Consider the following 16,498-nt stretch of genomic DNA (forward strand, 5'->3'; position numbering starts at 1 on the left):
CTCTATCTACCACCTTATTCGCCAGACCTCAACAAGATAGAGAAATGTTGGTCGTGGTTGAAAGCCCGCATTCGCCACTGCATTGAGCAGTTTGATTCTCTCCATGATGCCATGGATTCCTTTCTCTAAGCTGCGTCCTAACCACCTTTACTAATGCTATAAATCCTGGGAATTTGGGTAGTATAAAATGGATGAATCTAGGGTTAATAAGTAGGCAATTAATGGTTAATTAAGTTGTAGTAATTATCCCAGACTTGGGTAAATTACAGCTGGTTCACCAGTCGCTTAATACATTGCCCTCACCCTCAATCCCTCTCCCAGGGGGGGAGAGGGACTTGGAGATAGGAATAGATTGGGTATAATAATACTCAAAGTTTTGGATAAAGTTGATAGAGATGAAACTTAGCTTTTGTATAATTGCCAAAAATGAAGCCCATCAGTTAGGGGAATGTTTACAGACGGTGGGAAAGTTAGTAGATGAAATGATAGTGGTGGATACAGGTTCTAGAGATGGAACGCCGGAAGTAGCTAAAAATATGGGGGCGAGAGTGTATGAGTTTAGCTGGTGTGATGACTTTGCGGCGGCGAGAAATGCGGGTTTAAAATATGTGACAGGTGACTGGGTTTTGGTATTAGATGCAGATGAGCGATTAAGGGAGGGGATTATTCCGAAAATTCGGAGCTTGATTAACCAGGAAGATTATTTGCTGATTAACTTGGTGCGACAGGAAATAGGGGCGGTGCAGTCTCCTTATTCTTTGGTGTCGCGACTGTTTAGAAATCATCCGGATCTGTATTTTTCTCGCCCTTATCATGCTTTGGTTGATGATAGTGTGATGGAGATTTTGCGGCGGGAACCTGACTGGCGGATAGGTTCTATTCCGGAAATAGCGATCGCTCATTATGGATATAGCACGGATGCGATCGCCGCCAGGAATAAACAACAAAGGGCTTGTCAAGCTATGGAAAGCTATTTAAAACAGCATCCCGATGATCCCTACTTAGCGAGTAAATTAGGGGCTCTGTATGTGCAATTAGGTAAACTCTCAGCAGGTATTGACCTGTTAGAAAAAGGGCTAAAGCAGGCATCTGGAATTGAGGGGGGGACTATGTATGAATTGCATTATCACCTAGGAATTGCCTATAGCAAAAGGGGACAACTAGAGGCGGCGGAAGCACAATATAAAAAGGCGATCGCAGTTAATGTATTCCCTCAATTAAAAATAGGGGCTTATAATAATCTGGGAAATCTGCTGAAAGAGAGGGGCCACCTAAAAGGGGCCCAAAGTGCCTATGAAACGACGATAGAAATTGATCCATTATTTAGCTTAGGTTACTATAATCTGGGTATGACTCTACGGGCGATGGGAAATTCCCAAAAAGCGATCGCATCTTATCAAAAAGCGATTTCTCTTAACCCTCACCATGGGGAAGCCTACCAAAATTTAGGGGCGGCTTTGTTAGGTATTGGCAACATTCCCGATAGTCTGAAAGCCTTTCAAACAGCCATAAGCCTATATGAACAAACCAACCCCCACCAGGCCAAACTGCTCAAAAAAACCTTGTCAGAAATGGGATGGCGAATATAGACTTCTGCACTATGGGGAAATTTGATACTACAATGCAGCAACAGAACTAGGATGGGTATGATGTGAAAGTCTCTATCAAAGGTTCTAAAAGGTCTGGGTAAGTCACAAGACTTATCTCAAAAGCTAATCATGTTAGGAGTCATGCAATAGTGCGACCCGTTAGCCTGAAACTGGGGAAAATCCCCTGGGGGAAAGGCTGCAAGGGGATATAAACCCTTGACAACTGAATATCGCTTGTTGGTGCGGAAATCTGAAAAGTCCCAATATGGGAAGTATCAGAATCAAAAAATCTCCAAGTCCAACCCTCCAAGTGCGGGAGTGAAAACAGTTCCCCACGGTAGCGACTGGTCATCAATCCGTGAAGCGGGAATTGGGCGTAAACCCTGTTAAATGGGGATTTAAGCGCCCTGTAGCTGGCTATGAGTAGGGAAGCGAACTTCTGGGAGAACTACCGTTAGACTCCAAATTAGGCGGGTATACCCTGCCTTATATGTATGGGGCGAGAAAACGTTGTTGTTGCCAACGTTAACAGGTTATTTCTGTAGGGAATAACTAGGCACTCAAAGGGCCCCCGGTAGAAAGGAAGACTCTAAGGCCAGGAACCAAAGCGATTTTCGGAACGGGATAACCCCTAAGTTGCTCTCGGTGGGTTTTTAGCCTATTACTGAGTAGTCAACCAAGGCGGATAACTGGGTATTCCAGGCGGCTTAGGGGAGGGATGGTGTCAGAAGCGAAGGCCCCGACTATAAATCGGGGATATGCAGACGGACACACGGAATTGAGTTGTTGTGCTGAATGAGTGAGTTGCTGTGAAGAAGACTAAAGCCAGTCTGATAGGGACGAGGATGGTATGCGTAGATGAGTCGTTGTTGACGGTGAAGGGGGAGATGAAAGGCCGCCGAAACTGTTGGCAACGTGGTCTATGGAAGCTGCAACAACGGATTTACCGCGCCTCGAAACGGGGTGAGATTAAGGTGGTCCGTAAACTCCAAAAAATGCTCTGTCGTTCGGCTTCTGTGAGGTATCTTGCTAGTGATATTTGTGATGGGGGTTCTATAGCTGTTCAAGAGTGTTTGATGCAATGGGCTTTGGAACCGGAATGGCGGGCTCGTTGGGAGTTGGATGATGATAGTAGTTTCGGGGTTTCATCGGTTGGGGAACTGTTGCAAGCGATCGCTCAAAGTCTGGAAAATGGCCCTAAGTTTGTCTGGGTTGTTGATTTAGCCAGGCTGGGTCAACCGAGAATCTTGGCTCAAAGGTTGCCGGATTTACCGCGCTTTATGGCTTTGAATAAGGCTCGGATTGATGGGGCTTTGGGGTGTTTCTTGGATGCGATCGCACTCGTCGAGTTCAACCACCAATTGAGTCGCTTAATCAGGGAACAGGGCAACCCGGAAACTACTCTGATTCGATTCGGCGAAATTATGGTGATTTTAGATGGTGATATGAGGAATATCAACACCTATCAAAAAGCCGTCAGTGAGTGGCTAGATAAATTGGAAATTCCCCCAGTTTCTGATTTCTATGCTGTCACGAACACGGCTAATTGTGTTGACGACAACTCTCCGGGTGTTGACCTGTTGGGGTTTCATATTCGCCAGTTTAAAAATCATCATCGCCGGGGATTAAACTATCATACGACTATCAGCCCTAGTCGAGAATCTGCCCATCAACACTATCGAGAATTGGCGGCGATAGTTAGTAGCCATAAAGCCAGTCGTCAAGGGGATTTAATTAACCTACTGAATCGGAAAATTGAGGATTGGTCTGGTCAATATCAATGGGCTAATAACCGCAAAATTCACCGAAATTTAGATAGGTTAATTAACCAAAAATTGCGGAGTTGGGCGAAACGTCGTCACCCGGATAAACCTATTAACTATTGGCGGCGAAAATACTGGCAAGGTACAGAAACAGGTGGCTGTAGGTTTGGCTGTTTCCATAAGGGAAAATGGGTGAGCCTTCTTAAACACAGAGTATAACAGCATAGCTTGATTCTGAGGAGCCGTGTGAGGTGAAAGTCTCATGCACGGTTTTGGAGACGAGTAGGCTGGGTGACTGGCTTGCTTAGTTTAACTGAGTAATCAACGTACACCTATCGGAATTGTGGGTGCATCAGGTTATGGTGGGGTGCAACTGGTGCGCTTATTACAGGATCACCCCCTGGTTGAAATTGTTTATTTAGGAGGAGAAAGTAGCGCCGGAAAACCTTTTTGTAGTTTATATCCCCACCTGGGTCATCAGGTGGAGTTGATGATTGAACCAATTGATTTGGATAAAATTGCTAGTCGGTGTGAGGTGGTGTTTCTATCTTTGCCGAATGGTTTGGCCTGCGAAATGGCTCCGCAACTGCTAGAAAAAGGCTGTTATGTTCTGGATCTGTCTGCTGATTATCGGTTTACTAATTTAAATACCTATACCAAGTGGTATAACAAAGAAAGAAGCGCTGATCTGGATGTGGCTAGGACGGCGGTTTATGGTTTGCCGGAACTATACCGAGATGCGATCGCCTCAGCGCGATTAGTGGGCTGTCCTGGCTGCTATGTGACCGCTAGTTTGTTGGCTTTATCCCCCCTATTAAAACAGGGGTTAATTGTCCCTGATAGTGCCATTATTGATGCTAAATCGGGTGCTTCTGGTGGGGGACGACAAGCCAAAACTAATATGTTATTGGCCGAAGCAGATGCCTCGGTTTCAGCCTATGGCATTGGTGGACACCATCGCCACACCCCGGAAATTGAGCAAGTTTGTAGTGATTTGGCTGGACATAATGTGAAGGTGCAGTTTACTCCCCATTTAATGCCTATGGTGCGGGGTATTTTGGCCACAGTTTACGCTAACTTGCGCGACCCGGGTTTGGTGCGGGAAGATTTGCTGACCATTTATAAGGCATTTTACCGAAATTCTCCCTGGGTTAAGGTTTTACCTGGGGGAACTTTCCCCCAAAGTAAATGGGCCTGTGGCACAAATCTTTGTTATATCGGTATTGAGGTAGACCAACGCACCGATAGGGCGATCGTGATTTCTACTATTGATAACCTGATTAAAGGTCAAGCTGGACAGGCGGTTCAATGCCTTAATATTATGAAGGGATGGTCGGAAACTCTCGGACTACCTCAGTTGAGTTTTTATCCCTAAAATTAAGTCTGGGGCGGGTTAATCAGTCTCTCACCCGCCCTAAACTTTTACCCGCCGTGACGGGTTAATAACACTGGACAGTTGGCGTAAACTCGCACATAGTCGGATAGGGAATTCCCCAGTAGGCGATCAATATCAATGAAACTCTTGGCTACCGTGGGACGGCGATCGGGAGAACCCAGCAACAGCAGATCCGCGTTGATATCTTCTGCGATCCGGCAAATTTCCGGGCCGGGTTTTCCGGTTCCGGTAACACAACGATAACTAAGTCCCATTTGTTTGGCTTGGGCTACCGCCGGGGCTAAAACTGGGTCGTTTTCCGCATTGGCGGTGTAGTCTTCTGCTGATTGGCCACTGAGATCTTTATTAACATGGGCGATAATTAGTTGTCCGCCTTGGATGTCTTTCACAAAGTCGATCGCCGTTTTTAGGCATTCCTGGGCTTCTGGGGATGAATTGTAAGCTACCATGACCCGCCGTAGCTTCTTGATATAGGTATCGTCTTTGACCAACAGCATAGGCCGAGATGTGAGTTGGAAAACGTATTGACTGACTGAGTTTTCTAAAATGGCTTGCAGTCGTCCTAACCCCCGTGAACCGATAATAATTAGATCGGCGTTTTCTTCGTCTGCTACCTGACAAACGATATCTTTGGGATCACCTTGTTTGAGTCTAGGATTAACTCGCTGAGGATCAACTTTCACGGATTGGACGGCTTGGGCGAGGATTTTGCCTCCCTCTTCTAGTTTGGCGGACATTCCCTCAGCCGTGACTTGGCTGGGGACTACATGGAGAAGGGTGATAGATGCCTGTTGCAGAGATGGTAAATCCATCAGCATATTTAGCATCTCTTCGCACAGTCCACGACCAGCAACAGCAACTAAAATTTTATTGATCATAGGTTTTGCCCAAAATTCAAAACAACGCTCATTATCAAACGCACTATTATATAACTTAGGACAAAGCGGCTGATTAACTGATAATTTGTAGAAATGTAGCGTTTTGGAACGAATTGTAAAGTGTCTCGATTAGAATATCCTAGTTCACAAGATCAGCCCACTAAGACCTCAAATTGGTTTGAGTATCTGGTGGAAGTGTTCCCACATCAAACTGACTATGCGGGGGCGGTTTGGCATGGGACTTATGTGGGTTGGATGGAAGAGGCCCGTATTGGGGCGTTGCGGTCTGTGGGGGTTGGTTATGATCAGTTGGTGGCTTTGGGGTTTGAGTTGCCTGTGGTTGAGTTGGAAATCCGCTATCATCAATTTGTACACATGGGCGATCGCATTAAGGTTAAAAATCGTATTGCTGGCTTGACAAAAGTTCGCATTCCCTGGGAATTTGAGATTGAGTCCCTAGACGGTAGTCAACGCTATGTTAGCGCCACTACTACTCTGGTGGTTATCGATCGCCAAACTGGTAAAATTAGACGACAATGGCCGCCTATTTTAAATGAGGCGATCGCTAAACTCATCGATAATGGTTAAGTTACGCTATCTTGGGAAATTGGGGCGATCGGTAATTCTACTCGAAATTCTGCCCCCTCTCCAGGAAGAGAAGATAAAATCAACTGTCCGTGATGTTTTTCTACCACAATTTGATAGCTGGTAGCTAGTCCTAATCCCATCCCTTTGCCCACAGTTTTAGTAGTGAAAAATGGGTCAAATAAACGGGATTGTCACTCCGGCGCAATTCCCACACCATTATCACGAATCCGAATCGCTACCCGGTTAGGATTAACTTGTTCTGTGGTTATCCAAATAGTCGGAACCCAGTCGGAATCATCCCCTTGATTTTGAGCAGATATTAAGCTATCAATAGCATTATTAATTAGGTGCATAAATACTTGATTAATTAAGCCGTGATAACCGTTAATTTTCGGCAAATTTTTCGCCTGTTTATTAATAACTTGAATATCAACAGTATCATCGTTTCCCTGCAATCTATGCTTTATTAAATGCAAAATGCTGTTGATAGATTAATGCCAATCAATCGATTTCATATCTGCTTCATTGGTGGTGCGGCAGAAAATTCGCCAAGCTAACATGATTTGATAAATCCGTTTTATCCCTGTTTTCATGGATCTAATTAAGTTCCGAAGATCCTCTAAAACAAAATCTAGTTCCAGTTTTTCTGCTAGGTCTAAAATCCTGGGGGAAGGATGGGGATATTCTTGTCGATATAAATTCATTAACTCAATGATATCTTAACAATATTGATAGGCAGGTTCAAGGTTGCCAGCAATGAAATTAATCGGATTATTAAGTTCATGAAAAATCCCTGCTAATAATTGATTTAAGGCTACCATTGTCTGCTTTTGGATTAGTTCAACTTGGGTGGCTGCTAACTGCTTTTGGGTCGCTTTTAGTTGCTGATTTTGAAGCTGTAAATCTATCTTTTGGCAGATTTGGGATTTTTAGTTGATTGTTAATCCTCGCCATCACCTCTTCTACTTGAAAAGGTTTCGTGATATAATCCACTCCTCCCACTTGAAAAGCCCTAACTTGATCTTCAATTTGATTAATAGCACTCACCAAAATAATCGGAATTTCCGAAGTTTCTGGATTGTTTTTTAAGGCTTGACAAACTTGATAACCATTGAGACCCTGCATATTGATATCAAGTAAAATTAAGTCCGGTTTTAAGGCATTAACTGCCATGAGTGCCATCTTACCGTTAATAGATTTCCGCACCCGAAATCCAAACTCCATTAACATAGTTGATAATAACCTAATATTTTCTGGGACATCATCAACTATTAAGATATCGGCTGATGCAAAATTATGATTATTCATAATTCATGGCTTTTAATAGTTTTAAGTATTGATTATTTAGGAGTTAAAACTAGCGAAATTATTTACCATGTTAGATTTCCGGAGATTAAATCGAGCAATGAACTTTCGGGTAGCGGTGGAGAAAATAAATAACCTTGTGCAAACTCACATTCTAAACTTCTCAATAATGACAGTTGTTCGGGGGTTTCTACACCCTCAGCAATTACCCCCATTTTCATGGTTTTTGCAATGTTAACAATCACGGGAACTAAGCCGCAACTTGAACCATTATTATCCATTCTTTGCACAAAAGATTTGTCGATTTTAAGAGTGTCAACTTGGAAATTATGCAGATAACTTAAAGAAGAGTATCCCGTGCCAAAATCATCAATACTTAGTCGGACATTTTGGCTTTTAAAACCTTCCAGAATAGCTACTGCTGTTTTCGGGTTATCCATAATTGCGCTTTCTGTTATTTCTAATTTTAAGCAATGGGGATCTAGTTTGGTGGCTTCTAAAATTTGTTGTATTTGCTGACTTAGCTCCATATTAGCAAACTGTCTCGCGGATACATTCACACTGATAAACATCGAATCATTAATAAGTTTATTTTCTTGCCAGCTTCTGAATTGCTCACAAGCACTTTTTAACACTAAATAACCAATGGCGTTAATTAAACCTGTTTCTTCGGCTATGGGAATAAATAAGACGGGGGGAATTAATTTTTTGGTGGGATGTTGCCACCTAATTAAGGCTTCAAAACCTGCGATTTTTCCGGTTTTTAGATGGATTATGGGTTGATAATAAACTAGAAATTCATTATTAGTAATGGCTCGCCTTAAATCGTTTTCAAGTTGCAGCTTTTCCGAAACATGGTGGTGCATACTCGGGTCAAATATATGATATTGACCTTTGCCTAAGTCTTTGGCTCGATACATGGCTGTATCTGCATCTCGTAGTATATGTTCCGGTTTTTGATAATCTAAATGTGACAAAGATATGCCAATACTTACATTGATAAATACTTCTTGATTTGGCAAGACAAAAGGATGGGAAAAACTATCAATAACTTTTTGAGCAATGGTTTTGGCTTCCGCCATATCCTCGATTTTATTAACCATAATCGCAAATTCGTCGCCTCCTAAACGAGCCAGGGTGTCTTCCGGTTTTAGCAGGGATTTTAGACGTTTGGAAATAGCGACTAATAGTTGATCACCTACGGAATGTCCGAGGGATTCGTTAATCATTTTAAAGCGATCGCAGTCTAGCAACAACACCACAAACTGATAGTTAGGATATTGCTGTTTGATGTCAATACCATCAGCCAGACGTTCCAAAAATAAGGCTCGATTTGGTAAATTAGTTAACTCATCACGAAAAGCCATATCCCGGAGTTTACTGTTAGCAATTTCTAATTCTTTAGTTCGCTGTTCAACTCTTGCTTCTAGTTGGGTATTTAAAATTTGTAATTGCTGTTGAGTTCGCCGGAGAGTTAGTTGATTTTTTACCCTGATTAAGACTTCCTGAAACTGAAAGGGTTTACTGATATAGTCTACTCCACCACTTTCAAAGGCTTTCACCTTGTCAAAAATATCGTCCAAAGCACTCAGAAAAATTATGGGTACTTCTGCTGTATTAGGATCGGATTTAAGCTGATTACAAACTGTATAACCATCTATATCAGGCATCATAATATCCAGCAGGATTAAATCGGGTAACTTATTATTGACCTCCTCTAGTGCCGTTTTGCCGTCGATCGCCTCACGAACTTGATACCCTTTTTTTCTAAGAATGCGCGACAGTAGATGCAAATTTCCTGGCGTATCATCAACAATCAAAATATCTGATTCTTGGTGGTTATTTGACTGTTTATAACTCATAATGTATTTTAGTCTAGGTTGTGGGGTAAGCTATTGAACCCCCATGGTCAAGGGATTGATAAATAGGAAATATTAACATTGTACTCAACCCAGTTGTTTTTTGGGTATATGTTGCTTATTTGGGTAGCGATACGCCAAACAGACACCAAGATACCACAGTGTTATCAAGAATAGCCATTTAATTGAATTGTCGCCACCACCTGTCCATGATCTGACTTCCAGGGTTCTATTGATTCATCACTTAGGCTTTGGTCTACAAGGTGATCGTTGAATAAGGCAACATAACTAACCTTCCCAACTTGGCGGGAGTTTTCTAAAACTAATTCTTGACTAACCAAAATATGATCGAGAGTTTCATAATAACCATTATACATATAAGTGTAGTAGCAGTCTCGGTAACTTTGCCTAGCCTGAATATCTTTGACACTATAAAGCTGTAACTCATCATGGTTGTGGTTTGGTTTAAATCGGGTTTTTTTCCAAGAAATATCCCCCGCCATAATTTTGGTGGTAATGGCTAAATCACTATCATTAAAATCTCCTAAAATAATAATCGGATTTTGGCTATGGCTCCAAGTCTTGAGCATAATACATCGTAAAGCAGTAGCTTCGGCGGATCGACGCAGTAAAGACCTGACTTTTCCTTTGGCTTTTTCTACGGGATCTTGGCTATCTACTCCTTCGGGAATTTGGGGACGCTGGGATTTTAGATGCACAACAAAAACCGTACACTGTAGGCTGTCTTGTAGTTGAATATTAACTGCTAACACAGGTCGCGAAAAATGGTTAATGGGAATCATAGTTCCTTCTATATCTATTTGAGACTCTGGGGGGAATTTATCATAAATTTGCCAGGAGATAATTGGTAATTTGGAACAGAGACCTACTACGGGTTTATCACGAGTGGGATTCGTGGTAATTAAATGAGCGTTATGATAGGATTCGGTGGCGGCGAGAATTTCTTGTAGTGCTTCGGGGTCAAAGATTTCTTGAAATCCGATGATGTCGGCTTGCATGGTTGCTAACTGATGAGAAATCCAGGTCTTTTTTTGGTGGTAAAGTTCTGGGGTATATTGTCGAGTTTCGTAATAAGTTCGATTGGGTAAAACTAAGTTATATAGGTTAAATGTGCCTATTTTTAAGGTTTTGGATCTGAGAATTGCTGGGGATTTTACGGGTTTGTGAAAGGTTAAATATTCCAGAAATATTGCCCAACTAGCGATCGCATTTTCCTCCCCCCAGGTCTGTCCCCCAGTTGCCTCGGCTAGACGATTATATGCTGTGTCTATTAAGTCTTGACTTAGGGAACTTTGGCGGTTAATATAAATAGTCACATCATGGAGTTTACATGATGCGATCGCTTGATTAATCGCCGTTGTCAAACTGGTGGAGTTTGGCTGACATTCTGTGGGTCTACCCTCCCAGTAATAAATCACTCTCATGGCTTGTGGTCGCCATTGAAAGTCACTACAAATATCCCCAATAGTATCAATAGCCGCCATGGTATTTGGGGGGATACCGTCTTCAACCTGTAACCATTCAACGCGCCAATTTTCCGATGAACTTGAAGCTACTGTAATCATCACTTCAGCAGTTTCTAAAAAATTGGCAAAGGGAGGTTCCAAATCATCAATAGCATTGATTAAAAGCACTATATCAATTGTCATCATTATTCCACCTTAGACATTCGCTGATCAAGATAATTATTAAACAGTCTAATTATCATGGTAGTGCCGACATTTTCTTGGGAGTCACATTCGAGATAACCACCATGTTGCTCAACAATAGTTTTATGAGCAATAGATAAACCCAAACCTGTGCCGCGTCCCACAGATTTAGTCGTAAAAAATGGATCAAAAATTTTCGACTGTATTTCCTGGGGTATTCCCAGACCATTATCAGCAATTTCGATTTTTACCCCCACATTACCAGACTTAGGATGATGAACAGGTAAAGTGCTGACGGTGAGGGTAGGAATAAAGTCTCTATCCACTTTTATCCGGTCTTCCAAAGCATCGATCGCATTATTTAATAAATTCAGAAATACCTGATTGATTTCACTAGCAAAGCATTCAATTCTCGGCAAATCCCCCCAATGGTTAATAAGTTCAATTTGGCATTTTTTGGCAACCATATTAAAGCGACCTTGTAGCATCATGATCGTACTTTCCAAGCCTTCATTAATATCGGCTTTTTTGATTTTAGCCTCATCAAGTCTAGCAAAATTTCGCAAAGATAAAACAATTTTAGTGACCCGCTCGGCTCCCCGTTGCATGGACTCTAAAATATTACCAAAATCTTCCTTAATAAACTCCAGATCGATTTCCTCAATCTTATCTTGAATATCGGGATGAGTTTCGGGATAAACCTGCTGATATAATTCACACAAATCTAATAAATCGGCTAAATATTGTCGAGCCGGATTAACATTACCGTAAATAAAACTAATCGGATTGTTAATTTCATGAGCCACCCCAGCCACTAACTGTCCTAAAGATGCCATTTTTTCACTTTGGATAATTTGCGCCTGGGTACTCTTCAGCTCTTGCAAAGTAGTAGCAAGCTGTTTAGCCTTGCGTCGTTCTCTCGCCTCGGATCTTTGGAGAGCCTCTTCCGCCTGTTTCCGTTCAGCCAGTTCCATTTGTACCTGTTCAAAGAGGCTGCATTGTTGGAGAGCGATCGCCAATTGCACGCCAATTTGTTTAAGGCTAGAAATCTCAAAGGCTTGCCACTTGCGAGTATCCCGACATTGATGAGCAATTAATAATCCCCAAAGTTTACTATTGTCTTTTGCCACATTTTTCGGTTGCAAAATGGGAATTACCAGATTAGCTTTCACCTGTAAACCTTCCAAAAGTCCCACATGACAACGAGTTAAATTAGCATTATAAATATCAGCGATCGCTCTAGTTCTGCCATCTTCATACAACCGCGCATGGGAAGACTCAAAACACTCATCACGAATATCTAAACCCTGCAAAGCCATCCATTCTGAACCCACCGACTCCACCGCAATAAAGCCAGTCCAATCGGCATTAAACTGATAAATCACTGTGCGATCGACCTGCAAGAAATAGCGGACTTCCTCCACCGCAGTTTGCAGGACCTCTTGTAAATTCAAAGATGAGCGTATCCGCTCCAACATAATACCGACAAATCTTTCCTGTAGTAACTTTTGTTGGAGAGTTTCCTCGGCTCGTCGTCGCTCGGTAATATCGGTATGTACAATAATTAATCCAATGGGATTTTCTGCTGTGTCAAAAATACAATCAGCACGGACTAAATTAGGAATAATCACCCCATAGCGAGTTTTAATCCCAACTTCCCCACTCCACGATCGCAAATTTTGCAGAGAAGACAAAATATTATTACCAACCCGGGTAGAAATATAAAGTTTAATCGGTCCACCGATCGCATTTAATTCTTCCACAGTATAGCCGTAACTTTCAATCAAGGCGCGATTCAAATATAGTGCTTTTCCTTCCAGGTCTGTAATCACAATAGCATCACTGCTGCTATCTACCGCCGCCTTAACCCGCAATAGTTCAATTTCGGCTTGTTTGCGATCGCTAACATCTTTATAAGTCCCCGTCATTCGCAGGGGTCGTCCTTGTTCATCCCATTTAAATATCTTACCACGAGACAGCATCCATTGCCATTTTTGGGAACTATTTAGCATTCGCATTTCCACCTCATAAACATGGCGGCGACCCTTCATAGAATCATTTAAAGCCTCCACAACTCGTTTTTGATCATGGGGGTGAATTAATTGTTTCCAAGATTGGAAAGTATTATCAATTTCCTGTGGTTCATATCCTAACATTCGTTGCCATTGTGGGTCAAAATATACTTCTCCGGTCGAGATATTCCAATCCCATAAACCCAAAGAACTACCTTCCAGAGCCAATTTTAATTGTTCCTCACGACTTTGTAACGCTTCCACCGCTTTTTTAAATTCAATAACCACCGCCATTTGATTAGCAATTACCGCCAAAGTTTCCAAAACTTGCTTAGTCAATAATTCCCGACTAAATAAACCCATTACCCCCACACAAGCACCGTCAACAATTAACGGATACCCGACAAAATTAGTTAAACCTTGCTGGGTAATAGTGGCAAAATCCTCACCCCAAGCATCATGGCATAAATCGAAGCTCAAAATCGATTGTTGTTTACTCACTATTACCCCTATTGGCTGAGAACCAACTGTAATAAAAGCCAAATTTGCTGGGGGATTATCCAAACCATCAATACCTTGTAATTCTAGTAAAGTATTGGCATGATTTATCGCCCAAATACAAGTAATCGTATCATCAAAATAATTCCCCAAAGTCTTAGCACAATTAGTCATAACTTCCGATAAACTACCCCCACGAGTTATCGCAAACCCTACCTCAGATTTGAGAGCCGTTAATTGTACGCGAAGTGCTAACTCAGCCGTGGCTCGTTTGTGTTCGGTAATATCCCTAATTATGCAAATGACTGTTTGGGAGTTGCCACGGATAATGCGGGTTTCATATTGCCTCCATTCCTCTCCATTCTTGACAGGTAATTGATATTCAATGGCTTGAATTTCCGAGAAAAATAAAGCGCGATTATGAGCATCTTGGAGATTATTACCAACTTCATCAGGCAAAATATCTAGGATATTTCTACCTAATAATAATTCTGGTAACATCCAGTCAGAACTGTTATGGGGTGGTTTCACATCAACGATTGTGCCATCCCTCTGACATTGAAGAATTAAATCAGGAATGGCATTTAATAAGGCTCGGTTAGTCGCTTCGCTTTCCAGCAAAGCCACCTCGGAAAGTTTTTGGTTGGTGATATCTGTAGCCAGACAGCAAATAGCTGCTGTTTTTCCGGTATCATCTTCTAACAGAAAACGATTAGATAGGTAGGTTTTTAAGCTGTCATTAAACCGGATTTCTTCTTCCCATTGGATAGGTTCTTGAGTCTCTAATAAAGCTGTATCAGCCGATTGAAAAGCTAGGGCGATTTCTGGGGGAAACAAATCATAATCAGTTTTACCCAGCACCTGATCACGGTGCAAATTAAATCGCTTTTCATACTCTCGGTTCACTAGGAGATAGCGTCCGCCATCGTCTTTCATGTAAATTATGGCGGGAGCGTGATCAAGGATATTTTGTAGTCGCTTTTGGCTTTGGTGTAGAGACCTTTGAGCGATCGCCCTTTCATGAGCCTCCAAAGCTAGAGTTACCCAGTCTGCTAGGTAGGTGGCAAAGTTCTGTTGTTGCAGATCCCAATTAATCACCTCTCCCTGATTTTCTAAACACAGAACCCCGATAGTTTCCCCTCCCAAATGAATGGGAATATCTAACATAGACCTAATATCCAGAGGCTGAAGATAGGCGGCGGTAAATTCCCTAGTGCTGGGGTGATTTTGGGCATCTACTGCCACAATTCTCTCTGTAGTTTCTAGGGCGGAAAAATAGCTCGGATAGTCGGTAGCTTCCAGCTTGCTCCCCTGAGAATAGCAGTCTTTTTCCTGCTCATATAACTTGACACACTCAATGGCATTATGGTATGGTGTATAAAACCATATACTCGCTCTACTTACTTGCAAAGTGCGGGCAGCAATACGAGTCAGGGTCTCAAAGGCTTGGTCAATATCTCCGTGATAAAATTCCCAAGACCGAGCCAGTTCCATTTGTGCCTGTTGTTGATTATGCAGAAACTGCTGTCGCTGTTTTTGGGTGTCGATCGCTTCTGGTGCTAGTGGTCGAACCATTGCCAAAAATCCGATCAATTCCCCATTTGCGTCTCTCACGCCGCTGATCAACAGAGACACAACCACAGTAGTACCATCACGGCGAATATAGGTGTGTTGCTGTTCGTCAGTTTCCCCTAAAATTACGCGCTCTATGAGGGTTTGATGTAGCTGTTCTTTTTGGTCAGTGTGGCGAGTATTTCTGTGGTCTTGGTGATGAAATTCCGTCCAGTGAATATGGTCGATCGCCTCGGAGGCTGTATATCCTAGGAGGTTTTCCGCCGCGCGATTAAATGTGCAAACCATACCATTGCGATCGGTCGCAATGATAGCAATATCAGCACAATGAATAATAGCTTGCTGAAATTCTGGACTCGATGGATAAATTGTCTGAGTAACCATCACAGTTTAATAGAAGTTTAACCAACTCGGCCGATTCAAATCAAGATGCTGGACTTATATTGTAGATGCAGGCTTTAACAGAGTTTGATATTAAAATTTGGTATTATCATCTAGTGTAGCCTGATTAGCGATGAATCGGACAGAAACTAGCCGCTGTGGGACGAAACTACTCAGCAATTAACCGGAAAATCACCTCTGGTGTTAGTTGTTGTACGCCATTGACCACTTGAGTCGCTCCGGCTTTTTTCAGCGTCTGGGTGTAGGATGCTATACTCTCCGTAGTTTCTTGAGCATGGGGAGGTAATACACCCACACCCACCCAAGTCCGCGTGCTGTCCTGTTGCTGTGCTTTAGCGACTGTGTACATATCCGCCACCGTGTCACCCACATAAATCACAGGTTTTGGGGACTCTGGGGGTTCCAATTGACCCACGACAGCCAGCAACCCCGTGGGGTCTGGTTTTCCCGGTGCGTCTTCCATAGCAATTAGGGCAATATTAGGCAGATTTAGTTTCCCCTGTAATACATATAATGCCTCATCTCGCATGGCTCCGCTAAAAAACCCCCAGGCGATCGCATTATCGGTTAACTGCTGGAAATATTCGGGGGTACACAACAGGGGTTCAGAACAAATGTAACCCGTCCAATTATCTGGGTCTGGTCCCTGATAGCGGGATTGGAAAAAGGCTACAATTTGCCCATAGTCCAGGTTAATGGCATCGCGATTTTGACCCTGACTCTCAAAATAGCGATAAATCAACTCCCTGGAGGCTTCCCAGTCATTATTCCAAACCCCTTCAGACTTGAGGCGATCGATATCTGACACCGTAGGGCGATAGGATTTAGTAAAAAGTTCTACCGTATCTGCGATCGCCCGACGATAGGACCCTCCCACGTCTCGAATTACCCCATCAATATCAAAAATTACAATAGCCTTCATGTCAACCCATCAAAAATGTTACAAACGAGAGATACTGCGATATA

At 42.6% G+C, this 16,498-nt stretch carries 12 protein-coding genes and 1 pseudogene; 5 read left to right on the forward strand and 8 right to left on the reverse strand.

Annotated elements, in window-relative coordinates:
* From ACTIE0_RS07685 to argC, 4 genes are all read left to right on the forward strand, one after another.
* The coding region (locus ACTIE0_RS07685; protein WP_439516875.1) for a transposase at positions 1-129 on the forward strand (129 nt) is incomplete at its 5' end.
* A 266-nt stretch (positions 130-395) separates the two neighbouring features.
* Entirely contained in the window at positions 396-1,589 is a 1,194-nt protein-coding gene (locus ACTIE0_RS07690) for a glycosyltransferase (RefSeq protein WP_006669453.1), read from the forward strand.
* Positions 1,590-2,398: 809 nt separating this feature from the next.
* Complete coding sequence (locus ACTIE0_RS07695; protein WP_235720226.1) at positions 2,399-3,571, forward strand: group II intron maturase-specific domain-containing protein; 1,173 nt, start codon at positions 2,399-2,401, stop codon at positions 3,569-3,571.
* A gap of 124 nt (positions 3,572-3,695) precedes the next feature.
* Positions 3,696-4,727 (forward strand): N-acetyl-gamma-glutamyl-phosphate reductase, encoded by a 1,032-nt coding sequence (gene argC / locus ACTIE0_RS07700; protein ID WP_006620553.1) that lies wholly within the window; start codon positions 3,696-3,698, stop codon positions 4,725-4,727.
* Between the two features lie 47 nt (positions 4,728-4,774).
* On the opposite strand, the gene ACTIE0_RS07705 is transcribed toward argC, so the two are convergent.
* Entirely contained in the window at positions 4,775-5,626 is an 852-nt protein-coding gene (locus ACTIE0_RS07705) for a universal stress protein (protein ID WP_006620552.1), read from the reverse strand.
* Positions 5,627-5,746: 120 nt separating this feature from the next.
* On the opposite strand from ACTIE0_RS07705, the gene ACTIE0_RS07710 reads away from it, so the two are divergent.
* Positions 5,747-6,214 (forward strand): acyl-CoA thioesterase, encoded by a 468-nt coding sequence (locus ACTIE0_RS07710; protein WP_006620551.1) that lies wholly within the window; start codon positions 5,747-5,749, stop codon positions 6,212-6,214.
* On the opposite strand, the pseudogene ACTIE0_RS07715 reads toward ACTIE0_RS07710, so the two are convergent.
* The 7 genes and pseudogenes from ACTIE0_RS07715 to ACTIE0_RS07745 form a co-directional block, all read right to left on the reverse strand.
* Positions 6,211-6,567, reverse strand: a pseudogene (locus ACTIE0_RS07715) (sensor histidine kinase). The gene ACTIE0_RS07710 and the pseudogene ACTIE0_RS07715 sit on opposite strands and share 4 nt — an antisense overlap.
* A gap of 138 nt (positions 6,568-6,705) precedes the next feature.
* Positions 6,706-6,918, reverse strand: a complete 213-nt coding sequence (locus ACTIE0_RS07720) for a hypothetical protein (protein ID WP_006669451.1) — start codon at positions 6,916-6,918, stop codon at positions 6,706-6,708.
* A 136-nt stretch (positions 6,919-7,054) separates the two neighbouring features.
* On the reverse strand, positions 7,055-7,522 hold the full coding sequence (locus tag ACTIE0_RS07725; protein ID WP_006669449.1) for a response regulator: 468 nt from the start codon (positions 7,520-7,522) through the stop codon (positions 7,055-7,057).
* A 62-nt stretch (positions 7,523-7,584) separates the two neighbouring features.
* Positions 7,585-9,381 (reverse strand): two-component system response regulator, encoded by a 1,797-nt coding sequence (locus tag ACTIE0_RS07730; protein ID WP_006669448.1) that lies wholly within the window; start codon positions 9,379-9,381, stop codon positions 7,585-7,587.
* Positions 9,382-9,545: 164 nt separating this feature from the next.
* The gene (locus ACTIE0_RS07735) at positions 9,546-11,051 is read right to left on the reverse strand and encodes an endonuclease/exonuclease/phosphatase family protein (RefSeq protein WP_006669447.1); all 1,506 of its coding nucleotides are present in this window, start codon (positions 11,049-11,051) and stop codon (positions 9,546-9,548) included.
* On the reverse strand, positions 11,051-15,514 hold the full coding sequence (locus tag ACTIE0_RS07740) for a PAS domain S-box protein (RefSeq protein WP_006669446.1): 4,464 nt from the start codon (positions 15,512-15,514) through the stop codon (positions 11,051-11,053). The genes ACTIE0_RS07735 and ACTIE0_RS07740 overlap by 1 nt, the downstream gene beginning before the upstream one ends.
* 166 nt (positions 15,515-15,680) lie before the next feature.
* Positions 15,681-16,454 (reverse strand): TIGR01548 family HAD-type hydrolase, encoded by a 774-nt coding sequence (locus tag ACTIE0_RS07745; protein ID WP_006669445.1) that lies wholly within the window; start codon positions 16,452-16,454, stop codon positions 15,681-15,683.
* Positions 16,455-16,498: the final 44 nt, after the last annotated feature.

The sequence above is a fragment of the Limnospira sp. genome (genome assembly GCF_051859755.1).
In the GTDB taxonomy this organism is placed as follows: Bacteria; Cyanobacteriota; Cyanobacteriia; order Cyanobacteriales; family Microcoleaceae; genus Limnospira; species Limnospira fusiformis.

Excerpts from the sequence above, each read along its gene's own strand:
- ACTIE0_RS07690 (WP_006669453.1), top strand. The coding sequence starts at position 396 with ATGAAACTTAGCTTTTGTATAATTGCCAAAAATGAAGCCCATCAGTTA.
- ACTIE0_RS07705 (WP_006620552.1), bottom strand. The coding sequence starts at position 5,626 with ATGATCAATAAAATTTTAGTTGCTGTTGCTGGTCGTGGACTGTGCGAA.
- ACTIE0_RS07720 (WP_006669451.1), bottom strand. The coding sequence starts at position 6,918 with ATGAATTTATATCGACAAGAATATCCCCATCCTTCCCCCAGGATTTTA.
- ACTIE0_RS07725 (WP_006669449.1), bottom strand. The coding sequence starts at position 7,522 with ATGAATAATCATAATTTTGCATCAGCCGATATCTTAATAGTTGATGAT.
- ACTIE0_RS07730 (WP_006669448.1), bottom strand. The coding sequence starts at position 9,381 with ATGAGTTATAAACAGTCAAATAACCACCAAGAATCAGATATTTTGATT.
- ACTIE0_RS07735 (WP_006669447.1), bottom strand. The coding sequence starts at position 11,051 with ATGATGACAATTGATATAGTGCTTTTAATCAATGCTATTGATGATTTG.
- ACTIE0_RS07740 (WP_006669446.1), bottom strand. The coding sequence starts at position 15,514 with ATGGTTACTCAGACAATTTATCCATCGAGTCCAGAATTTCAGCAAGCT.
- ACTIE0_RS07745 (WP_006669445.1), bottom strand. The coding sequence starts at position 16,454 with ATGAAGGCTATTGTAATTTTTGATATTGATGGGGTAATTCGAGACGTG.